The sequence below is a fragment of the Methylobacterium mesophilicum genome, from assembly GCF_022179445.1.
Lineage (GTDB): Bacteria > Pseudomonadota > Alphaproteobacteria > Rhizobiales > Beijerinckiaceae > Methylobacterium > Methylobacterium mesophilicum.
This window is the reverse complement of record NZ_BPQU01000038.1, coordinates 16469-37463: the sequence shown is the minus strand read 5'-3', so window position 1 is coordinate 37463 and position 20995 is coordinate 16469. Positions and strand designations below refer to the sequence as shown.

General features: G+C 67.1%; 17 protein-coding genes and 1 pseudogene. 7 read left to right on the top strand and 11 right to left on the bottom strand.

The window, feature by feature from the left end:
* Positions 1-2: 2 nt before the first annotated feature.
* The 8 genes from MFF40_RS24820 to MFF40_RS24785 form a co-directional block, all read right to left on the bottom strand.
* A complete protein-coding gene (locus MFF40_RS24820; protein WP_238262631.1) occupies positions 3-1271 on the bottom strand; it encodes an MSMEG_0569 family flavin-dependent oxidoreductase in 1269 nt (422 codons plus the stop codon).
* A 37-nt stretch (positions 1272-1308) separates the two neighbouring features.
* Positions 1309-1590, bottom strand: coding sequence for an MSMEG_0570 family nitrogen starvation response protein (locus MFF40_RS24815; protein WP_238262629.1), 282 nt, complete (start codon positions 1588-1590; stop codon positions 1309-1311).
* Complete coding sequence (locus MFF40_RS24810; RefSeq protein WP_238262627.1) at positions 1583-2758, bottom strand: MSMEG_0565 family glycosyltransferase; 1176 nt, start codon at positions 2756-2758, stop codon at positions 1583-1585. The genes MFF40_RS24815 and MFF40_RS24810 overlap by 8 nt, the downstream gene beginning before the upstream one ends.
* Positions 2755-3750: a sll0787 family AIR synthase-like protein gene (locus MFF40_RS24805; RefSeq protein WP_238262625.1), complete on the bottom strand. Its 996-nt coding sequence runs from the start codon at positions 3748-3750 to the stop codon at positions 2755-2757. Before MFF40_RS24805 ends, MFF40_RS24810 begins: the two co-directional genes overlap by 4 nt.
* The gene (locus tag MFF40_RS24800) at positions 3750-4295 is read right to left on the bottom strand and encodes an MSMEG_0567/Sll0786 family nitrogen starvation N-acetyltransferase (protein ID WP_238262623.1); all 546 of its coding nucleotides are present in this window, start codon (positions 4293-4295) and stop codon (positions 3750-3752) included. The genes MFF40_RS24805 and MFF40_RS24800 overlap by 1 nt, the downstream gene beginning before the upstream one ends.
* Entirely contained in the window at positions 4292-5395 is a 1104-nt protein-coding gene (locus MFF40_RS24795) for an MSMEG_0568 family radical SAM protein (RefSeq protein ID WP_238262646.1), read from the bottom strand. The genes MFF40_RS24800 and MFF40_RS24795 overlap by 4 nt, the downstream gene beginning before the upstream one ends.
* The gene (locus MFF40_RS24790; RefSeq protein WP_238262621.1) at positions 5349-6425 is read right to left on the bottom strand and encodes a Nit6803 family nitrilase; all 1077 of its coding nucleotides are present in this window, start codon (positions 6423-6425) and stop codon (positions 5349-5351) included. The genes MFF40_RS24795 and MFF40_RS24790 overlap by 47 nt, the downstream gene beginning before the upstream one ends.
* Before the next feature lie 65 nt (positions 6426-6490).
* Complete coding sequence (locus tag MFF40_RS24785; protein WP_007558304.1) at positions 6491-6973, bottom strand: MSMEG_0572/Sll0783 family nitrogen starvation response protein; 483 nt, start codon at positions 6971-6973, stop codon at positions 6491-6493.
* Positions 6974-7333: 360 nt separating this feature from the next.
* Here MFF40_RS24785 and MFF40_RS24780 point away from each other — a divergent pair, with 360 nt between their 5' ends.
* Positions 7334-8773 carry an aminotransferase-like domain-containing protein gene (locus MFF40_RS24780; protein WP_238262619.1) on the top strand — a complete coding sequence of 480 codons (1440 nt, stop codon included), beginning with the start codon at positions 7334-7336 and terminating at the stop codon, positions 8771-8773.
* Between the two features lie 555 nt (positions 8774-9328).
* On the opposite strand, the gene MFF40_RS24775 is transcribed toward MFF40_RS24780, so the two are convergent.
* Positions 9329-9982, bottom strand: a complete 654-nt coding sequence (locus tag MFF40_RS24775) for a TetR/AcrR family transcriptional regulator (RefSeq protein WP_147812730.1) — start codon at positions 9980-9982, stop codon at positions 9329-9331.
* A 521-nt stretch (positions 9983-10503) separates the two neighbouring features.
* Between MFF40_RS24775 and MFF40_RS24770 the strand changes: the two genes are divergently transcribed.
* The 3 genes from MFF40_RS24770 to MFF40_RS24760 are packed head-to-tail and all read left to right on the top strand — an operon-like array spanning position 10504 to position 14694.
* The gene (locus tag MFF40_RS24770) at positions 10504-11523 is read left to right on the top strand and encodes an HlyD family secretion protein (protein ID WP_238262617.1); all 1020 of its coding nucleotides are present in this window, start codon (positions 10504-10506) and stop codon (positions 11521-11523) included.
* The gene (locus MFF40_RS24765) at positions 11520-13088 is read left to right on the top strand and encodes a DHA2 family efflux MFS transporter permease subunit (RefSeq protein ID WP_147812729.1); all 1569 of its coding nucleotides are present in this window, start codon (positions 11520-11522) and stop codon (positions 13086-13088) included. The genes MFF40_RS24770 and MFF40_RS24765 overlap by 4 nt, the downstream gene beginning before the upstream one ends.
* Before the next feature lies 1 nt (position 13089).
* Positions 13090-14694, top strand: coding sequence for an efflux transporter outer membrane subunit (locus MFF40_RS24760; RefSeq protein WP_147812728.1), 1605 nt, complete (start codon positions 13090-13092; stop codon positions 14692-14694).
* Between the two features lie 648 nt (positions 14695-15342).
* On the opposite strand, the pseudogene MFF40_RS24755 reads toward MFF40_RS24760, so the two are convergent.
* Together MFF40_RS24755 and MFF40_RS24750 are read right to left on the bottom strand one after the other, a co-directional pair.
* Positions 15343-16059: pseudogene (locus tag MFF40_RS24755) on the bottom strand (DUF4113 domain-containing protein); the annotation flags it as partial.
* 317 nt (positions 16060-16376) lie between these two features.
* Positions 16377-17285, bottom strand: coding sequence for a LysR family transcriptional regulator (locus tag MFF40_RS24750; RefSeq protein ID WP_238262616.1), 909 nt, complete (start codon positions 17283-17285; stop codon positions 16377-16379).
* Positions 17286-17529: 244 nt separating this feature from the next.
* Between MFF40_RS24750 and MFF40_RS24745 the strand changes: the two genes are divergently transcribed.
* The 3 genes from MFF40_RS24745 to leuD all read left to right on the top strand — a co-directional run bounded on the left by MFF40_RS24745 (position 17530) and on the right by leuD (position 20995).
* Positions 17530-18885 (top strand): dicarboxylate/amino acid:cation symporter, encoded by a 1356-nt coding sequence (locus MFF40_RS24745; protein ID WP_238262614.1) that lies wholly within the window; start codon positions 17530-17532, stop codon positions 18883-18885.
* Positions 18886-18952: 67 nt separating this feature from the next.
* Positions 18953-20383, top strand: coding sequence for a 3-isopropylmalate dehydratase large subunit (gene leuC, locus MFF40_RS24740; RefSeq protein ID WP_238262612.1), 1431 nt, complete (start codon positions 18953-18955; stop codon positions 20381-20383).
* Between the two features lie 3 nt (positions 20384-20386).
* Complete coding sequence (gene leuD / locus MFF40_RS24735; RefSeq protein ID WP_238262610.1) at positions 20387-20995, top strand: 3-isopropylmalate dehydratase small subunit; 609 nt, start codon at positions 20387-20389, stop codon at positions 20993-20995.

Sequence of the window (20995 nt, the reverse complement as noted above, 5' to 3'; positions counted from 1 at the left end):
GGTCAGACCGCAAACTTCAGGGCGAAGCGCTCGGCACCGAGGCGTTTCTGGATCACCTGCACCACATGTTCGGCATCGCGACCGACGGCCCCGAACCGGCCAGAACCCCAGGTGTTCAGCCAGGGTAGACCGATGAAGTAGACGCCGTCCTCGTTCGTGACGCCGCGCTTGTGCTTGGGGCTACCCGCGCCGTTGAACACGGAGGCGTCGAGCCAGCGGAAGTCCGGCGTGAAGCCGATGCACCAGACGACGCTGGTGATGCCGGTTCCTTCGAGGGCGAGGCTAGTGACCGCCTCTCCCGGTTCCCAGACCGGCGTGTAGTGCGCCTGTGCCGGGGCATTGATACCATTCTCGGCGATGTACTTGTCGATGGCGGTGTTGATGCCGTTGTAGGTTCGGTCGGCTCCGTCGAGCGAGCGCTTGAGGCCGTCACGGAAACGCAGGCTGCCGTCCTGGAAATCCTCCAGCACCCCGTAGAGCTTCATGCCCTCGGTGGCGAAGCGGCGCAGGTCGATGTCGCGCCCGCCGTCGCGCCCGGTGACGTAGTGGTTGGTGTTGTCGCGGACGCCGTCGCGCAACGGATGGTCGTCCACCGTCATCTCGTAATAGCCCATGTCGGCCAGCCAGGTGACGACGTCGCGACCGCGGTAGAACCGGGCGCAGCGGGGCGCGTCGCCGACCGCGAGATGGACCTTGCGGCCGGCGAGGTGCAGGTCCTCGGCGATCTGAGCGCCGGACTGCCCCGAGCCGACGACGAGCACTTCGCCGTCGGGCAGCTGGGACGGCGTGCGGTACTGGTTCGAGTGGATCTGCGTGATCGTCCCCGGCAGCTTCTCGGCCATGCGCGGAATGATCGGGGTGTGATAGCCGCCGGACGCAACCACGACCTCGTCCGCCGAGTAGTCGCCCTCCGAGGTCTGGACCGAGAAGGTGCCGTCATCGCGCCGCTCGACCCGGCTGACCGCGACGCCTTCGTGGATCGGCGGGTCCACCTTGGCGACGAACGCCTTGAGGTAGGCGACGATCTCGTCCTTCTTCATGAACCCGTCCGGATCGGGCCCGTCGTAGCGGTGCCCCGGGAGATCGCATTGCCAATTTGGTGTCACGAGGCAGAACGTGTCCCACCGCTGCGTGGCCCAGGTGTGTGCGGCCGTCTGCTTCTCGAACACCAGATGATCGATGCCGCGCTGTTTCAGGTGGTAGCTGACGGAAAGGCCGGCTTGGCCGCCGCCGACGATGATGACCGGGACGTGACGGGTGGTGGAGGTCATGGCTCTCGCTCCGTGATGCCAGGGCAGACGTGTGATGTCAGGCGTCGAAGGACTCGACGGTGACTTGGCCGTCGGGGGGCTGCCGCTCCGCCGTGGCCTCGATGCGGGCGAGCTGGTCCATGGCCGATGAGCAGGCGAACCCGTACTTCTCGCGCACACGCTCGCTCGCGATGTTGAGGGCGGTACGGGTCTTCTCGACAAAGTCCTGGAGCGGGTAGCTCTCGCCCGGCGTGAGGAAGTCCTTCACGACGAGAGAGGGCGAGTAGCAGGCCTCGCGGCGCCCGTCGGGCCAGCGGACGTGGAAGTGCATCTCAGGCATGGATCGGCTCCTTGTGAACGCGGGCGCAGGCCGCGTAGGCGTCGAGGTGGCGTTCCGCGCAGGTGCGCCAGGAGTTGATGGCGGCGCGCGCGAAGCCGGCCACTCGAAGGCGGTCACGGGTGTCCGGCAGACGGGCCGCCGCCATGGCTCGGGCGATGTCGTCGGGGTCGGCGGGATCGACGAACAGCGCGTCCGTCTCGGCCAGATACTCGGTGAAGGGCGGCTGCCGGGACACGATTGCAGGCGTGCCGCAGGCCATCGCCTCCAGCACGCAGAGGCCGAACCCCTCCTTCAAGGAGGGGAACGCCAACGCGTCCGCGACCCGGTAGAGCGCCGGCATCTCGACCTGGGGAACCGGCCCCGTCTCGATCACGGAAAGCCCTTTGCCGATATCGAGACCGGCGGCGGACAAGGCCGCCCGGCATCGGGCGCGATACGATGCGTGGTCGAGCAGCGAGGCGCCTCCGGCGACCACGAGTTGCGCATCCGGATGATGTTCGCGCAGCCGTGCGAAGGCCTCGATGATGCCGAGGGTATTCTTGCGTTCTTCGAAGCCACCGATGCTGAGGATTACCGGTCCGGGCCCGAGGCCCCAGCGATCGCGCACGGCCTTGTCCAACTCGGACGGCTCGCTGCGGTAGGCCGACAGATCCACGCCGTTCCCGACGACATCGGCATCGGCACCGAGGTCGTCCCTGATCCAATCCGCCCAGGTGCGACTGACGCAAAGCAGGCGGGTGGCCTCGGAGATCGAGCGCTCCTGCCACTCCGCGAGCAGCGGGTCGGAGAAGCTGTCGACGTGATGGACCGTGCGCACGAAGCTCGGGATCAGACGCCGGTGCTTCAGGGTCGCGAGCGCGTTGCCGCCGATGCCGTCATGGGCGTGGAAAACGTCGAAATCGCAGGCGGCCGGCGTCGCGAAGTGGCGCAGGTAGTCGTTTATGCGGGTTCGCACCAGATCGACCGTCGTGCCGGCGACCGGTTTGGCGGCCACCGACATGGTCTGGCAGTCGGCGTTCCGGAAGAAGCCTCGACCGGACGGATCGGGAGCGTGAACCACGGCCGAATGCCCGAGCCGGCCCAAGGCCTCGGCTAGGGCGAGGCAATGCGCGACGCCGCCGCGCGGGTTGGTGGAATGGGTCAGGAGGGCAATGCGCAGGCCGTTCATGCGGCTGCGCCCGCCTCGGCCCGGCCGCAGCCGATCAGCGGGCTGGCCACGAAATCCCAGACCACGGCCTCTTCGCCCCCGGCATCCCGGATGCGGGCGACCCGGCTCGCGTCGACGCCTCCGATGACGTTTGCCGAGATGCCTCGTTCGGCGAAGCGCGCGAGGACGGCCGGCGTGCGGTCGGGATGTACGCTCAGGAGGTAGCCGAAGCTTGGGAAGGCCGTGAGCCAGCGCGTGAGCGGCACGTCGTCGGGCCGCGGGATCGCATCGAGATCGATGACGGCGCCGACATTCGAGCATTCGAGCAACATCAGCGCCGTGCCGACCACGCCCGCCATGCTGATATCCTTGGCGGCGCGGCAAAGCCGGTCCTCGGCAAGACCCGGCAGAAGTGCGAGGTCGCCGCGCAGGCGCTCGCCCGGCGAGCCGGTCGAGGCGTCCCAGTAGGGATGCGGATCCCGGAAGCGGCCGCGCAAGTCGATGGCCGCGACGAGGTCGTCGCCAGGTTCGGCATCGAAGCTCGTCAACAGGTGGGAACCGGCGCGGCCGAGCACGGCGACCGCCAGGCTGCCGTGCTCTGAGCGCGTGTTCGTATGACCGCCGACGACCGGTACGCCGTAGAGAGCCGCGGCATCGGACAGGCCGGCCAGGATCGGGTCCGCCGACGCGGCATCACGGCTCCAGAGGGCGTCTACCACCGCGAGGGGCCTTCCGCCCATTGCTGCCACGTCGCTGAGGTTGACCATGATCCCGCAATATCCAGCGAAGTACGGATCGGCGGATACAAAGCTGTCGATGAAGCCCTCGATGGCTAGGAGCAGGTGCCCTTCGCAATCGGGAATGGCGGCGCAATCGTCTCCGACCGGCACCGCGGCGTGCCGGGCACCTAGTCCCAGACGCACAACGACGGCATCGATGTCGCGCTTATGGGCGACGCCACGGGCATCCCGGATCTGGGCCGCCAGGGTCTGGAGGTCGACGGCGGCGGTCATCACGCCGCCCTGCTGAACGTGATGAGTCCGTGCTCGGGGTCGTGCATCGGCGGGTAGGCGGCGAGGTCCGCCTGCATCAGGCGATGTGGGCGCCCGTGCAGGTCCATCGTGTCGAGGCCGGCCCAGTGCAGGCTCTGGAACAGAGACACGTTGCGCTCCTGGACGTGGGCGAGGAAGCGGGTGCAACCCCGGGCATGGGCCGCCGAGACCGCGACCTGGATCAGTCCGGCCCCGAGGGCGGCCGTGCGGCGGAAGGCCGGGGCGACGGCGAGGCGGGAGCCCCACCACTCACCGGGCCGCTCGGTCACCGCGTGGATGCGCACCGTGCCGACGACGGCGTCGGCATCGCCGCCGAGGGTCGAAAGCGCGCAGATCGGGATGGCGTGCGCGTCGACATCGTCCCGGTCGTCCCCGGAAAAGATGCCCTGCTCGGTGCAGAAGACCTGGCGGCGCAGGGCTGCGCAGGCGCGTCGCTCCCAAGGCGCGACCGCGAGCTTCACTCGGAAGTGGCTCGGCTGGAACGGCGGCACGGGTTCGAGGATCATGCCGCCACTCCCGTGCGCTCGTAGGTGGAGAGCGCCGAGCAGGCCCCGCAGCGCCCGCACCCGGCCTTGATGTCGGTGGAGCGCAGATTCGCGCCGGCGAGCATGTCCGACAGCGGTTGCAGGATGCCGTGCATGAAGTCGGGGCCAGGCGCCGGATGGCTCTCCAGCGGCGTGCCCGAGATCGGAACGAACGGTACCACGAACGGGTAGACGCCCATCCCGATCAGGCGCTCCGCCATTTCCAGGATCGCCTCGGGCGCATCGCCGAGACCGGCCAGGATGTAGGTCGAGACCTGGCCGCGACCGAAGACCGGCACGGCCGCCTCGAACGCGGCGTAGTACCGCTCCAGCGGCACGCCGGCCTTCCCCGGCATGATGCGCGCGCGCACGTCGGGTGTGACGGCTTCGAGATGCATGCCGAGGGCATCGATGCCGGACGCCTTCATCCGCACGAACCAATGGTCGTCGTCGGGCGGCTCGCACTGGGCCTGGATGGGGAGGTCCACCGCGGCCTTCACCGCGAAGGCGCTCTCGCACAGCACCGCCGCGCCGCGGTCGGTGGCGTTCGGCGTGCCCGTAGTCATCACCATGTGCTTGACGCCGTCGAGTAGGACGGCGGCGCGCGCCACCTCGGCGAGTTGCTCGGGCGTCTTGTGCGCGACGGTACGGCCGGCCGCGAGCGACTGCCCGATGGAGCAGAACTGGCAGGTCTTGGCGCGGCTCGCGTATCGAATGCAGGTCTGCAGCACGGTGGTGGCGAGCACGTCGCGCCCGTGCAGCACGGCGATCTTCGAGTACGGCACCCCGTCGAAGGTCGAGAGGGCGTAGAAGCGCGGCTTGCCGGGGAAGGTGGCTTGGCCGATCACCACGCCGTCGTGCTCGATCACGGACACGCCGTTCGCATCCGGCCGACGGACCAGGAAGGGCGAGTCGAAGGCGGTCTCGGTGTGGACCGGTACCATCACGGTGCGGCCCGCGATGGTCATCGCCTTGTGGTCGGAAGGCCCGGCGCCGCCGCGGCGGCTCGGCGCCCCGGCACGGCTGTCGGCGAGCCTAACGCCGTAGGACTGCAACGCGTTGATCAGGCGTTCCGTCGGCATCCCGACCAGGGCCGCCATGACCGGCGGATGCGTGGGAAGGCTCGTCGGAAGCGGGCTGCTGCTCATGGTCGAGGCTCCGGGAAACGGTCTGGGAACGGTTCGGCTGGTGCACGAACGAGGCCGGTCGGTCGTCGTGAAGAAGGCTGAGGAGTTCCGGCCGGGCGTAGTGGCCGACCGAGTCCATCATCCGCTTGCGCTTGGTCACCAGCGCGAGGTCCATGTCGGCGATGAGGATGCCCTCGCCGGGTCCGAGCGGTTCGGCGAGGTGCTTGCCCTCGGGCGAGACGATGGCGGTGCAGTTGCCGCCGCGGCAGGCGCCGCGCAGGCGCTCGTCCGGACAGACCTGCGCCACCTGCTCGTCGGTGAGCCAGCCGGTGGCGTTGACGACGAAGCAGGCGGCTTCGAGGGCGTGGTGACGGATCGTCACCTCCATCTGGTCGGCGAAGATCTGGCCGACGAGGGAGCCCGGGAACTGGGCGGCGTGGATCTCCTCGTGCCTCGCCATCAGGGCGTACCGCGCCAGCGGGTTGTAGTGCTCCCAGCAGGCCAGGGCGCCGACCCGCCCCACGGCCGTCTCCACCACGGTGAGCCCGGCGCCGTCGCCCTGACCCCAGACCATGCGCTCGTGGTAGGTCGGCGTGATCTTGCGCCGCTTCAGCTTCAGGGTGCCGTCTGCATCGAAGATGAGCTGCGCGTTGTAGAGCGAACCGTAGTCGCGCTCGTTGATCCCGAGCACGATGACGGCACCGTGGCGCCGGGCGGCGGCGGAAACGGCCTGGGTGACGGGTCCCGGCACCGTCACGGCGCGCTCGTAGAGCTTGAGATGCTCCGCGCCCTGCATGGCCGGCGGCAGCACGAACGAGAAGTAAGGGTAGTAGGGCACGAAGGTCTCGGGGAAGACCATGAACCGCGCGCCCTTGGCGGCGGCCTCGTCGATGGCGTTGAGCACCCGCTCCAGCGTGCCCTCGGGACGGTCGAGGTCCGGCGCGATCTGGACGGCGGCAGCCCGCACGATCCGGTTGTCTGACATGGGCGATCCTCCGGCTGTGACGGCGGCCGCGTGGCGTGCGGCCGCCGGATGCGATGCGCGGGTCCTCAGACGGTCCAGGTGTCGATGATCACCGCGTTGTCGCGCTTGTGCAGGAGGATGCAGTCTAGGACGTCGAGCGGGTTGATCATGCGGATGCCCTCGATGAAGGCTGCCTCGCCGTGGCCGTAGAGGGCCTGGGTCGAGAACCGGCAGGCGTAGACCTTGCCGCCCTCGGCCATGAACTTCTCAAGCTGGTTGTTGAAGTTCAGGTGTCCCGGGAAGGCCTCGTCGCCGAGGCGCGGGAAGCCGCGCTGCACGCCGAGCGTGATGCCGGGGCCGTAGAGCAGGATGGACGTCTCGAAGCCCTTCCGCTGCAGGCGGGTGGCCTGGAGCAGGTTGACGAGGCCGATCGAGCCCTCAAAGGCCACCGTGTGGAAGGTAACGAGCGCCTTTTGGCCCGGTTCGGCCTTCACGTCCTCGAAGACCTTCTCTTCGTAGTCGACCAGGAAGTCGCCCTTCTTGTGGTGCTCGCGGTTCACGGCAGGCATTGTTCTCGCTCCTTGAAGGATGGGACCGCGACAGGCGAAGCTGCGAACGATCACCCGACATCCATGGCAAGCGATGTGCCAAACCCCGTCGATCAATAAACCGATCAATGAGCCGTAGCGTCCTGCATACAATTATACGATCAAAGCGAGCATCCATATTTACGAACGCCGCTCATCATCGCCCAGTTTTACAGCAGGTTATGTCCATCATGTCATCACAGACTGCGCGCCGATAGACCATCGATTGCCTGGATTGTATGGATATTTGGGTTCGCGCTACCGCGGCGGCTCCGCGGTATGGTGCTTGCAAGCCATACAATGTAACATTGAATGCATATTGACGGTGTGGGCGCTCGGCGAATGAATGCGAACGAACGAGACGGACGAGCCGGGGCCCAGAATGTGTCGGCCGGGACCTGGACGCCGGACCTGAAGCGGTGGGGCAAGCCGCACTATCTGGCGATCGCGGAAGCCTTGACGGACGATATCCGCACGGGGCGCCTGACGCCCGGTACGCGCCTGCCGACCCAGCGGGCTCTGGCCGAGGCGCTCGACCTGAACTTCACGACTGTATCCCGGGGATACGTCGAGGCGCACAAGCGCGGTCTGATCGAGGGACGCGTCGGCCAAGGGACGTTCGTGGTCGATCCCGCGCGCTCTGCCCGTCCGAGCGGCGGTGCCGGCGCCCCCCGGGTCGGGCCGGTCGACTTCACCATGAACCTGCCTCCCGAGCCCGACACACCGGCCCTGCAGGCGCGCATGCAGGCTTCGTTCGCGGAGCTATCTGGCGATCTCGCCAATTTGTTGCGGTACCAGGGTTTCGGTGGGACCGACGAGGACAAGGTCGCGGCGCTGCTGTGGTTGAGCGGCCGCGGGATCGACGCGACGCGGGAACGCCTGTTGATCTGCCCGGGCGCGCACAGCGCCTTGTCCAGCGTACTGGGACAGGTCGCCCAGCGGGGTGACACCATCTGCGCGGAGCGCATTACCTATCCGGGCATCCGTGCGCTTGCGGCGCATCTCGGGCTGCGCCTCGTTGATCTGCCCATGGACCGGCACGGGGTCGATCCCGACGCATTCGCGGCCGCATGCACCAAGGTCGCGCCGAAGGCCATCTACCTGAACCCTCTGCTGCAGAACCCCACGACGGCGACGGTCCCCCGGGCTCGGCGAGAAGCCATCATCGCAGTGGCGCGGCGCTACGCCGTCACCATCATTGAGGACGACGCCTACGCACGCATCTGCCCGACGCCACCCCCGAGCTTCTCGGAACTCGCGCCCGAGATCACCTACTACGTGGCGGGCGTGGCCAAGTGCCTGGGCGCCGGCCTCCGGCTCGCCTTCCTAGTGGCTCCGAGCGCTCGTGCAGCCCTCCCGCTCGCGGGCGCCCTGCGCGCAGCGACCGTCATGGCCTCGCCGATCTCGACGGCGCTGACGACGCGCTGGATCATGGACGGGACGGCCGAGGACATTGTCCGGTTCGTCCGCGAGGAGTCCGCAGCACGTCAACGGATCGTGGCCGCGCTGCTTCCGGTCGGAACCTACACAGCCGATCCGCACGGCTTCCATGTCTGGATCACGCTCCCGGACGGCTGGACGCGCTCGGCCTTCGCCAGCCAGGGGCGATCGGCGGGCCTGGGCGTCGTCGGCAGCGACCCCTTCTGTGTGGCGGGACCGCCGCCCGAAGCCGTACGCCTCTGTCTTGGCGGCCCGGCGACCCGGCAGCAGATCACGCAAGGCCTGGAAGTACTCGCCCACGCGCTCGAAGGCTCACCAGCTCTCGCCTCCAACTACATCTGAGACCAGTATGACGCATTCAGAACGAGCTTGGGATTGGGCGCTGCGAACCTGTCACCAGAAGGGCGGAGGCCAGGTTGACGTGATTGGTATTCGGACAGAACCAATCGGAAGGCTACTGCATGGCGGCGGCCATTGGTGGCACCGCGCTCATCATCTGCGCTCAGATTAATAAGAGCCGTGAACACGAGCATTCCGGCTGTCGATAGGCGTTGCGTTAGGATCTCGCTAGGGAAGCATCACAGGACCTGCAGCAGATCGCGACGCGTGAGGGACGATGGCACTGCGTCCGATCCGGTCGTCGGTTCAAGAAGAACCCGTGGAATGTCGCCGCGCTAGTGCTCGAAGCCTGACGGATCGTTCCGACACCTTGGGACCGCTTACGACCCAACACAGTCGTAGGGACCGCCATCAGCGCTTCCCGAAAGCGGCCATTCGCCGGCCGTCCGGCAACTTCGGCTCGGGGTGGGAAGCGGCAACTGCCTTTACGTTCGGGAGCGGACGTTCTGGGGCTTAGGTCAAGACGAGATCCTGCGGTCGATATCGTATCGGTTCCGGTCAAGCCTTCGCATGGTAGACAGCGAGGAAGATCCGGACCGCCTCGTCGACATGGCCTTGCATGCGCTCGGTACCATGTTCATCCCTATGGGGAATGAATAGGCGCACCGGGACGATCTTTCCGATGATCAGCCCGATGAACATATTCGCTGCGAGTTCCGGGTCGTCCCCGATGAACGTACTGCGAGCCTGGGCGTCCTTCAAGTATTCTGTCAGCTTGTGCAGCGTACGACCGGGGCACATGGCGTAGAAGGCTTCACCCAGGGCGGGATTACGCGAGACCTCGGCGACGATGATGCGTGCAAGCGCCGACATTTCCGGCATGACCATCGCTTCGTAGAGCTTCGTCCCGACAGCCTTAAGGACGGTTTGCAGCGGCCCGGTACTTTCGAGGTCGGTATCGATCCGCTGTCTGAGTTCGAGCGTACGATTGCCCACCACCTCGATGAACAGGTCATCCTTCGAACCGAAGTGGCGGTAAACCGTCTCGGTCGAAGCGCCGGCTTCGACCGCCACCAGTCGCATCGTGGTGTCCGAGAAGCCGTGCTTGAGGAACACCTGTTCCGCGACCGCCGCGATCTCCGCACGACGCCGATCGCCGCGTGGAACACGAACCCGCGAGCGCTTTTCCGAACCGACCGTTTCGCTTGACATAACCACCTGTTTCTAGATTAGAAACGAAACGTTCGGTTCAGATGTTCCTACCGGCTTCCGATGGGCGCGTCCACATTATCTCGCTGAGAGCTTAGCGAGAGCAGAGGCTTACGTCCCCCTCCATGCGCGAAGACGATGTAGACGACTTCCGATCGCCAAGGCGGTCCGCAAGCCGACGGGACATGCTTGATGTCGGCTCGATGCGGCGCGCAGGGGCCCGGTACGACGACAGCCATCCCGACGACGCCGACGGGCGGCGGCGCCCTCCCGACGAAGGTGCGCGTCCGAACCGGGACAGATCCGGCCGTGACGACGACGATCGATCGGCGCCTGATCGCCGTGACGACGAACGGCCCCGCCGCGGCCGCGACGAGCAGGATCGTCGCGACCAGAGGTCGGATGCCGGACGTGACCGAGGCCGGAGCGAGGATAGCGACGAGCAGGAGGACAAAAAGAACTCGGACGCGGACAAGGGCGACGACGGGGACGACCAGAGAGCCCGAAAGAAACGCCGGCCGCTGGTGATCGGGATCGCGGCCGTGGTCCTGCTGCTGCTGGCCGGAGGTGGCCTTTATTACTGGCTGTCGACCCGGGGGAAGATCAGCACCGACGACGCCTACACCGACGGTAACATCGTCAACGTCGCCCCGCAGGTCGCCGGTCAGGTCATCGCCCTCGACGTCACCGACAACCAGTTCGTGCACAAGGGCGATCCGCTATTCCGCATCGACCCGCGCCAGTTCGTCTACAGCCGCGAGCAGGCCCAGGGTCAGCTCGACGCCAACAACGCGCAGATCGCCAACCAGCGGCTCGGCGTCGAGATCGCGAAGAAGAACTTCCCCGCCGCGCTCCAGCTCGCGCAGGCGAACCTCGACTCGGCCAAGGCTAACCTCGCCCTGCAGCAGGCCAATTTCGACCGGCAGAAGAGCCTGCCCAAGCTGGCGACGACGCAGCAGGAGGTCGACACCACGGCGGCGAACTACCAGCAGGCCAAGGCCCAGGTCGAGCAGGCGCAGGCGCGCCTGGTCCAGGCCATGCCGGTCCAGCAGAACATCGGCCAGTCCGAGCAGCAGGTCGACCAGCTCAAGGGTCAGGCAGAGCAGGCGAAGGCGCAGGTCGACCAGGCCAACCTCAACATCGAGTGGAGCGTGGTGCGCGCATCCCAGGACGGCTGGGTCACGAAGCGCAACGTCAACGCCGGCGACTACCTCACCGCCGGGCAGCAGGTCATGTCGCTGGTCACCACCGACGTCTGGGTCACGGCCAACTACAAGGAGACCGAGCTCGACGGCATGCGCCCGGGGCAACGCGTCAAGGTCGCCATCGACGCCTACCCCGATCTCGACCTGCAAGGGCACGTCGACTCGATCCAGCGCGGGTCGGGCTCGAAGTTCTCGGCCTTCCCGGCCGAGAACGCCACCGGCAACTTCATCAAGATCGTCCAGCGCGTGCCGGTGAAGATCGTCATCGACAGCGGCCTGAGGAAGGACGAACCCTTGCCCCTGGGCGTCAGCGTCGAACCCACGGTGATGCTCAAGTGAGCGGCGCATCGGACGGCTGGAAGCCCGCCCACAACCCCTGGCTCATCGCCATCGCGGTGACGCTGGCGGCGTTCATGGAGGTGCTCGACACCACCATCGTCAACGTGGCGCTGCCCTACATCGCCGGGTCGCTGGCGGCGTCGAACGACGAGGCCACCTACACGCTGACGGCGTACCTGGTCGCCAACGGCATCGTGCTGACCATCGCGGGGTGGCTGTCCGACACCATCGGGCGCAAGCGCTACTTCCTGATCTGCATCGGCATGTTCACGGTCTCGTCGTTCCTGTGCGGGCTGTCGCAGAGTCTCGGGCAGATCATCGTGTTCCGACTGATGCAGGGCTTCTTCGGCGGCGGCCTGCAGCCGAGCCAGCAATCGATCATCCTCGACACCTTCCCGCCGGCCAAACGCGGCGCCGCCTTCGGGGTCACCGCGGTGGCGACTGTGGTCGCCCCGGTCCTCGGGCCGACGCTCGGCGGCTACCTCGTCGAGCATTCGACCTGGCGCTGGATCTTCTTCATCAACGTGCCGGTCGGGATCTTCACGCTGTTCGCAAACGCCTACCTCGTCCAGGATCCCCCGGCCGAGAAGGAGAAGCGCTCCCGCGGCCTCGACTACGTCGGCCTCGGCCTGATCGTCCTCGGCATCGGCTGCATGCAGATCATGATCGACCGCGGCGAGGACGACGGCTGGTTCGGCTCGCCCTTCATCCGGACCATGGCCGTCCTCGCCTTCCTCGGGATCTTCGGCGCCATCTGCTGGCTGCTCACCGCGAAGAAGCCGATCATCGACCTGGGGGTGTTCAAGGACCGGAACTTCGCCGTCGGCTGCCTGCTCATCGGCGCCCTGGGCGCGCTGCTCTACGCGGGCTCGGTCCTGATCCCGCAATTCTCCCAGCAGGTGCTCGGTTACCCCGCCCTCGATTCCGGCTTCATCCTGTCGCCTGGGGGCGTCGCGGTCATCGTCCTGATTCCCATCGTCGGCATGCTGATGAAGGTCGTGCAGACCCGTTACATCATCATGTTCGGGTTCGCCTTCATGGGCTGCGCGATGTTCTATTCGAGCCGGATCGCGCTCGACATCGACTTCCGGACACTGGTCCTCATGCGCACGCTGCAGACGGCGGCGCTGGCGTTCCTGTTCGTTCCGATCTCCACCGTGGCCTACCTGACGCTGCCGCAGAAGTACCGCAGCGACGGATCGGCCCTGTTCTCGATGTTCCGCAACGTGTTCGGCTCGGTCGGGATCTCCCTGTCGACCGCCGCCGTCACGGAGCGGACGCAGGCCGACCAGGCACACCTCTCAGGGTTCATGACGCCGCTTCGCCAGGGCTACAACACGCTGATCCAGGAGAGCGAGCACACCCTCAGGTCGCTCGGACGCGCCGCCTCGGTGGTGCATCAACAAGCCGTCGCGCACACCTACCAGACCTACCTGAAGCAGGCTCAGGTGCTCGCCTACAGCAACGTCTACCAATACACCGCGCTCCTGGCGTTCCTCGTCGTCCCGTTGTGCTTCCTGATATCGGCCAAGACCGCCCAGGGCGGTGAAGGCGGAGGACATTGAGATGACGCCCCGTCGATACCCCGAACGACGCGCCTACGCGGCACTCGTCGCTTCCGTGCTCGGCCTCGCCGGCTGCACGGTGGGCCCGGACTTCGCCACCCCAACGACCCCGCTCGCGGAGTCGAGCGACTACCTCGACACTGGACTTCCGGTCCGTCGGGCGGGACGGCTCCTGTCGCGCACGACCGAGGCAGAGCCTGACGTGGCGTGGTGGCAAGCCTTCCGGGACCCGGTCCTGTCCCAGCTTGAGGACCGCGTCGCCGCGCAGAACCTCGACGTGCAGACCGCGACCGCCCGCCTGTTCGAGAGCCGGGCCCAGCTCGGGAGCGCCGCCGCCGCCGGGCTGCCGACGCTCAACGGCCAGGGCAGCGCCTATCGCCAGCAGTTTAGCAAGAACGGAACGATCGGCCTTCTGTCGAACTCGCTCGGAAGCCTTGGCGGCGGTACCGGCGGCGGCAACCCCACGGCGCCGCTGACCAACGGGTTCGAGAGCTACACCCTCGGCTTCGACGCGTCGTGGGAGCTCGACCTCTGGGGCAAGGTCCGCCGCTCGGTCGAGTCCGCCCAGGCCCAGGCGGACGCATCGGCCGAGCAGCGCCGCGATGCGCTGGTCTCCAGCCAGGCGGAGTTGGCGCGCGACTACGTGCAGTTGCGCGGGACCCAGGAGCTGATCCGGATCGACCTCGCCAACATCCGGGTCAACGAGCAGATCCTCGACGTCGTCAGGGTGCGTCAGCAGAAGGGTCTGGTCACGGGCCTCGACACGTCCAACGCGGCCCAGCAGGTCGAGTCGATCAAGGCGCAGCTCCCGCAACTGCAGCAGCAGGAGATCCAGCAGATCAACGCGATCTCGCTGCTGCTCGGCGAGCCGCCGCTCGCCCTGTCCCAGGAACTCGTCGCCGGCCGCGCGATCCCGCCGGTCCCGCCGCGCGTGCCGGTCGGGGTGCCGTCGAGCCTGGTCCTGCGCCGCCCCGACATCCGGCGCGCGGAGGCCAACCTGCATTCGGCGGTGGCCGAGATCGGCGTGGCCGAGGCTCAGTTCTTCCCGAGCGTGACGCTGACCGGCAGCCCGACCGTGAACTCGGTCGATCCGGGCAAGCTCTTCCGCGGCTCGTCGCTGCAATACATGAACATCGGGCCGTCGATCTCGATCCCGTTGTTCGAGGGCGGGCGACTGAAGTCGAACCTGGTGCTCCAGCGCGCCCGCCAGCAGGAGGCTGCCATCGCCTATCAGAAGGCGGTGCTCCAGGGCTGGCACGACGTCGTCAACGCCCTGGCTTCCCTGCGCGGCGACGAGGCGCGCCGGGGCCGCTTGGCCAGGCAGGTCGCCGATGCGCGCCAGGCGCTGTCCCTGTCGCGGGCTCGCTACACTCAAGGCGTCGAGATCTTCACCACGGTGCTGCAGGCGTCGCAGACGGTGCTTCAGGCGGAGACCAACCTGTCTCAGGCGACGGCGGCGATCTCCACCGATTTCGTCGCCCTGTCCAAGGCGCTCGGCGGCGGCTGGGAGACTACGTTCCCGAGTGGCCGGACGCCTCCGCTCTCCCTGGCGAAGGTGGGGATCCCCGTCTCGGATGTCGTGCACGGCGCGCCCTTCGAGCAATGAGCGAATGCCGGGCGAAAGCGAGCGGGATGCACGCGCGGGACGGCCCGGGGCACCCGAGACGATGCCGTAAGCGTCACGTCTGAGGGGGCGGGACCATACGAGGCAAACATATCATGTTCTTCCGTCTAACTACCCCGATCTTACTCGCCGTGACCCTAGCGAGCCCGTCCCTGGCACAACCAGGATCTTCGTCTTCCCGACCAACTATGTTGATCCACGGCAACTATTGTGGTCCGGGCAACAAAAGTCCCCTGGCTCCCATCGACGTCCTGGACGCCGCCTGCGCCCGTCACGACGCCTGCACACCGGACGATGCCCTTCCGTCAAAGGCCTGCAATCGTCGCCTTCAGGTCGAGGCGGAGCGGATTGCGAACGACCCGGGTCAGCCAACCGAACTCCGGATGGTTGCCGGCGTCGTCGCTTCCGGTGCCGCCATGATGCCCTTCGCCGAGGCGGGACGGATGACACACCGTGCCGTCACGGGCGGAGGCGGCGACTGACCGGCGGCGATGCCCTGGGGCGAATGAAGCGCATCGCACCTGATGCTCCTCGTCATCTGGTCAGCCCCTCGATGGCGCTCCCCCGCCGGATGCCGAGGCTCCTCCGACGTTGATGCGTCGATAGGGGCGACGCGGAGCGGCCGGCTCCTCAAGCCGCCACGACCGGGATCTCGTCGAGTCGGGTCGTGTATCGCGGTGAGCGCATCTCGAATTTCGTGAACCACCCCCGCGTCGGAGCGAACCCTGCTGCTGCCGGAACGACCGTCCGCGCCCGAAGCGTCGGTTGCAGGCGTCGAGCGCAGCCATCAGCGCGGCATCCTGCTCGCGGTCGATCTGGCCAAGGCCGAGCATCGCCCGCTGCGAGGCATGGAGCGGCAGGAGGTCGGTCGTGACCACGCCGGCCTTGGAGTAGCGGAAGCCGCTCCGCCAGGTCCGCCGGACGCCGTGCGGCCTTCACCAGCACCAACGTGTCGTTGCTGGCTTCGGGCAGGGTCACCACCGTCGAGACCGAGCGTTGCGGTCCGGTCCGGTCGTGCTCCGAGGTGTGTGAGAAGACCGTGACGTGGTCCGTCCCAAGCCCCTCCCGGCGCAGCTTCTCTCCGAGCCGGCTCGCTTGGGTTGCGATCGCCTGCTCCATGGTGGTGAGATCCTCGACCCGGTCCGAGAAGCTGCGGGTGACGGCGCACACCTTGCGGGTGGCGGCTACCTCCTCAAGGTCGAGACAGGCGACGCCGCGCAGCTCCTGCACGAGGCGCTCGCCCATCACCGTCATGACCTTGCGCACCACCCGGGTATCGAGGTCGCGCATGTCGGCGGCGCTCTCGCAGCCGAGCGCCTCCAGCTTGCGGGCGTTCGCCGGGCCGATAGGCGCCCCCATGCGCGACGCCGTCCACGCTCCGCTTCACTTGGCGACCCGCAAGCGGACGTTTCCAGGTCCCGCTAAGGGTCGCGAGCGGTACCCGCGGTTATGTCCGCTCCGATCTATCCGCCACCCGAAAGCAGACCAGCGGAAATCCACCCGACCCGGCCGTAGAGCCGACCGACGGGTCCCGACCCAACTCGGTCGTGCGGATGACCGCCGTAGTTGCGCGAAAACAGACGTAAGCCCTGACCCAAGCAAATGACGGGCGCTCGTTGATAGCTGTACGTCCACTTCGAGGCACAAGACCGTTTTAAATCATCTTAGTAGTTGATCGAAACCAACTCCCACATGCGTTCCGCTGTTGGGCTCTGACGAGCGCGCGGGCGGTAAAGCCGGATCTCGACGGAGATATCGTCGGCGGCTCGGGAAGCCCTGACGAGGCTTCCTCGTTCAAGATCATCAGAGACGATACTGAGTGGCGCCCATGTCAGGCCGCGACCGTTCCGAGCCATCGCGACGAGAACGGAGGTCAGGTGCGACGCGAAGACGGGCTTCAGCGAAGCCCCGCTTTCCGCGATGACGTGCGTGCCCTCCAGGATGCGTCCGAGTCCAGAGTCGTTTGTAAAACTCAGGAGGGGAAGCGGGGCCGTGGGACTTCCCGGCAACTCGTACAGCGGTCCTGTTCCATCCAGGTTCGGTGCGCTCACCGGGAGCAGAGTGTCGGTCCCGAGACGGACGGACCGGAACTGGTCGCTCATCAGAAGGTGGGAGGTTTGCGGATGATGGTGGCACAGCAGGAACTGCGCTTCGCCCCTCAGCATCAGCTGCTCGCAGGCGGCCATGTGAGCGGCGGTCAGGTTGACCGTCGCCTGGAACTGCTCCCTCGCTTCCACGGCCTTCAACCAGTTCGGGAAGAAGGTCAGGGAAAGGACCTGAGTGGAGGCGAACCTGAGGGTCGACGCAGCCATCAGCCCGGCCTCCCGGGCCGCTTCCCGACCTTGAAAGAGACGTCGGAGGATCTCCTCCGCCACCGGGCGGAACCGTTCCCCGGCCGCGGTGAGCATGACCGGTTGTGCGTCGCGAACGAACAGTGGCGTACCGACCCAGTCCTCCAGTGCCCGGACCCGGCGGCTGAACGCGGGCTGCGTGATGTTGCGCTGCTCGGCGGCTCGGGAGAAATGTCCGAGATCGACGAGCGCCAGGAAGTCTTCGAGCCACGCCGCGTCCATCCTGCGAGCCCCCGTCCCTAGGGAAAGCCGTCCCCCACCGAAGCTCGGCGGCCTCGTTGCAAGGGAGGATGAGGGCGGCCCAAGCCTCGGTCAATGTTCCGGGCCGACCGGCGAAACCCTGCCTGTATGAACTGATGCCGGATCGGCATTGGCACTTTAGGCCTTGATGCAGGATCCCTGGATGCAATCAGTCATGACCGCCGGATGCGGAACGTGACGACAACCCCAACCAGGGAGAGACGCCATGCAGACCGCGGCCCAGGCCCAGCGAAAGCCACTGTATACCAGCCTTTATGTCCAGGTCGTCGCCGGCATTATCCTCGGTGTCGTGGTCGGCTACCTCGCTCCGTCCGTCGGCGTCGACATGAAGCCGTTCGGCGACGTCTTCATCAAGATGATCAAGATGGTCATCGGCCTCGTGATCTTTTGCACGGTTGTCGCCGGCATCAGCAGCATGAGCGACATGAAGAAGATGGGCCGCCTCGGCGGCAAGGCCCTGCTCTATTTCGAGGTGCTGTCGACGCTCGCGCTCGTCATCGGCGTCATCGTCGGCAACGTCGTCCGGCCGGGGGCCGGCATGAACGCCGACGTGACCAAACTCGATGCGGGCGCCGTCGCCAAATACGCCGGCCAAGCCAAGGAGCACGGCACCGTCGACTTCCTGATGAACATCGTCCCGAACACGGTGTTCGATGCACTGACCAAGGGCGAGATTCTACCTATCGTCTTCATCGCCGTCCTGTTCGGGTACGTGCTCTCGAAGATGGGCGAGTCCGGCAAGCCGCTGCGCGACCTCGTTGACTCGGCCTCGCACTGGATCTTCGGCGTCATCAACGTGCTGATGCGGTTTGCCCCAATCGGTGCGTTCGGGGCAATGGCCTACACCATCGGCAAGTTCGGGCTCGGCTCGCTCGGACAGCTCGTCGGGCTGATCGGCACCTTCTACCTGACCGGCGCGATCTTCGTGTTCGGCGTTCTCGGGCTGGTCTCGCGGTGGGGCGGCTTCAGCCTGCTAAAGCTTCTCCGCTACCTCAAGGAGGAGCTGCTCATCACCCTCGGCGCCAGTTCCTCGGATGCGGCGCTTCCGTCGCTGATGGAGAAGCTGGAGCATCTCGGCTGCTCCAAGTCGGTGGTCGGACTGGTAGTCCCGACCGGCTACATCTTCAACGCCGACGGCACCTGCATCTACATGACGCTCGCCGCCCTGTTCGTGGCGCAGGCGACCAACATCGACCTCAGCTTGACGCAACAGATGGCGATTTTCGGCGTATCGCTGCTGACCTCGAAGGGCGCCTCCGGCATCACCGGAGCCGGCTTCATCGCCCTAGTCGGAACCCTCTCGGTGGTCCCGGCGATCCCGCTGGCCGGGATGGCCCTGATCCTCGGGATCGACCGCTTCATGAGCGAGGGCAGGGCCATCGTGAACATCATCGGCAATGCCGTCGCCGCCATCGTGATGGCCAAGCTGGAGGGCGAACTCGACACCGGTCGCATGCAGGAGGTGCTCTCCGGCAGGCTCGTCGAAGATTACTCGATCGGCGGCGACGGGTCCGTCCCCCGTCGTCCCTCGATCGCAGCGCCTGCCACGGCCTCGCTCTGAGCCTGGCCCGTCGTCCAGGTACGGCGCATGCGCCGCGTCCTTCCCCTCCGAGAGAGGCCCGCACCCGATGCAACCGACGACCCTCTACGACAAGCTGATCGACACCCACACTGTGCGCCGCCTCGACGACCGCTCCGGCGCCGGCTCAGAAATCTTGCTCTACGTCGATCGCACGGTCCTGAACGAGTACACCAGCCCACAGGCGTTCAGCGGCCTGCGCGAGGCCGGCCGGCCGGTCTGGAGCCCGAAGGCTTCCCTCGCCGTCGTCGATCACGTCAATCCCACAGCCCCCCGGCGCGTCGCCGCGATGCCGGATGCCGGCGGCGCGCGCCAGGTCTCCTACTTCGACGAAAACTGCCGCGATTTCGGCATCGAGCTTCTCGACGTCCTGCACCCGCTGCAGGGCATCGAGCACGTCGTCGCGCCCGAGCTCGGCTTCATTCTGCCCGGAATGGTGGTCGCCGCCGGCGACAGCCACACCACGACCTACGGCGCCTTGGGCGCCCTCGGGTTCGGCATCGGGACGTCCGACATCGAGCACTACCTGGCGACGCAGACGCTGCAATACCGCCGCGTCCGCACCATGCGGGTGACCGTCGAGGGGCTGCTGCCGGCGGGGGTTACGGCCAAGGACGTGGTGATGGCCGTCATCCGCCAGATCGGGGCGTCCGGCGCCACCGGCTACGCGGTCGAGTTCGCAGGCGACGGCATCGCGGCCCTTGAGGTCGAAGGCCGGATGACGATCTGCAACATGATCGTGGAGGGCGGCGCCCGCGGGGTGATCATCGCCCCCGATGAGAAGGTGTACGCCTACCTACGCGACAAGCCCCGCGTGCCCCAGGGTGCGCTCTGGGACGCCGCCGTGGAGCACTGGTCGACGCTGCACAGCGATCCCGACGCCGTCTTCGACCGGGAGGTCCGCCTGGACGCGTCGGAGATCGAGCCGTTGGTGACCTGGGGCACGAGCCCGGACCAGGCCGTGCCGGTCGGCGGCATCGTCCCCGACCCGACCGAGGAAGTGGACGCCGCGCGACGCGGCGACATGAACCGAGCGTTGGCCTACATGGATCTCGCACCCGGCATGGCCATGGAGAGCGTGCCAATCCAGCGGGCGTTCATCGGCTCTTGCACCAATGCTCGCCTGTCGGACCTTCGCGAGGCCGCGGCGATCCTGCGCGGCCGCCGGATCGCGGTGGGCGTGCGGGGCATGGTCGTGCCGGGCTCCTCCAGCGTGCGGCGTGCCGCTGAGGCCGAGGGCCTCGACCGCATCTTCACCGAGGCGGGCTTCGAGTGGCGCCAGTCCGGCTGCTCGATGTGTCTCGCCATGAACGACGACGTGCTCGCGCCGGGGGAGCGCTGCGCGTCCAGCACCAACCGCAACTTCGAGGGCCGCCAGGGCGCGGGCGGACGCACCCACCTGATGAGCCCGGCCATGGTCGCCGCCGCGGCGGTCATGGGACACCTCACCGATGTCCGCCGTCTGGCGCAGGGAGCCTGACCGATGCAGCCCTTCACCACCGTCACCGGAGCTGCCGCGGCGCTACCGGCGGCGAACGTCGATACCGACGTGATCATGCCGAAGCAGTTCCTGAAGGGCATCGACCGTAACGGGCTCGCCCAGGGCGCGCTTCATGGCCTGCGCTTCGCCGAGGACGGTGCGCCCCGCGCCGACTTCGTCCTCAACCGGCCGGAATGGGCTGACGCACGATTCCTCGTTGTCGGTCCGAACTTCGGCTGCGGCTCCTCGCGCGAGCATGCCGTATGGGGCCTGATGCAGCTCGGCATCCGTGCCCTGATCGGCACCACCTTCGCCGGGATTTTCGGCGACAACGCCGCCAACAACGGCCTTCTGCTGATCCGACTTGAGGAAACGGACTTGGCCACGTTGCGCGAACGGGCGCTCGATCCAGCGAACAACACCCTCACGGTCGACCTCCCGGGGCAGGCGGTCTCGACCGGCGACGGACACAAGGTCCCGTTCGAGATCGCCCCCCTACGGAAGGACGCGATGGTGCGCGGCCTCGACGCAATCGGCAGCACACTCGACCATGCGGCCGACATTCGCGCCTTTGAGACGCGCTACCGCGCCGAGCGTCCCTGGCTAGCTTGA

Coding starts and splice junctions, on each gene's coding strand:
- MFF40_RS24820 (WP_238262631.1), bottom strand. CDS start 1,271: ATGACCTCCACCACCCGTCACGTCCCGGTCATCATCGTCGGCGGCGGC.
- MFF40_RS24815 (WP_238262629.1), bottom strand. CDS start 1,590: ATGCCTGAGATGCACTTCCACGTCCGCTGGCCCGACGGGCGCCGCGAG.
- MFF40_RS24810 (WP_238262627.1), bottom strand. CDS start 2,758: ATGAACGGCCTGCGCATTGCCCTCCTGACCCATTCCACCAACCCGCGC.
- MFF40_RS24805 (WP_238262625.1), bottom strand. CDS start 3,750: ATGACCGCCGCCGTCGACCTCCAGACCCTGGCGGCCCAGATCCGGGAT.
- MFF40_RS24800 (WP_238262623.1), bottom strand. CDS start 4,295: ATGATCCTCGAACCCGTGCCGCCGTTCCAGCCGAGCCACTTCCGAGTG.
- MFF40_RS24795 (WP_238262646.1), bottom strand. CDS start 5,395: ATGCCGACGGAACGCCTGATCAACGCGTTGCAGTCCTACGGCGTTAGG.
- MFF40_RS24790 (WP_238262621.1), bottom strand. CDS start 6,425: ATGTCAGACAACCGGATCGTGCGGGCTGCCGCCGTCCAGATCGCGCCG.
- MFF40_RS24785 (WP_007558304.1), bottom strand. CDS start 6,973: ATGCCTGCCGTGAACCGCGAGCACCACAAGAAGGGCGACTTCCTGGTC.
- MFF40_RS24780 (WP_238262619.1), top strand. CDS start 7,334: ATGAATGCGAACGAACGAGACGGACGAGCCGGGGCCCAGAATGTGTCG.
- MFF40_RS24775 (WP_147812730.1), bottom strand. CDS start 9,982: ATGTCAAGCGAAACGGTCGGTTCGGAAAAGCGCTCGCGGGTTCGTGTT.
- MFF40_RS24760 (WP_147812728.1), top strand. CDS start 13,090: ATGACGCCCCGTCGATACCCCGAACGACGCGCCTACGCGGCACTCGTC.
- MFF40_RS24750 (WP_238262616.1), bottom strand. CDS start 17,285: ATGGACGCGGCGTGGCTCGAAGACTTCCTGGCGCTCGTCGATCTCGGA.
- MFF40_RS24745 (WP_238262614.1), top strand. CDS start 17,530: ATGCAGACCGCGGCCCAGGCCCAGCGAAAGCCACTGTATACCAGCCTT.
- leuC (WP_238262612.1), top strand. CDS start 18,953: ATGCAACCGACGACCCTCTACGACAAGCTGATCGACACCCACACTGTG.
- leuD (WP_238262610.1), top strand. CDS start 20,387: ATGCAGCCCTTCACCACCGTCACCGGAGCTGCCGCGGCGCTACCGGCG.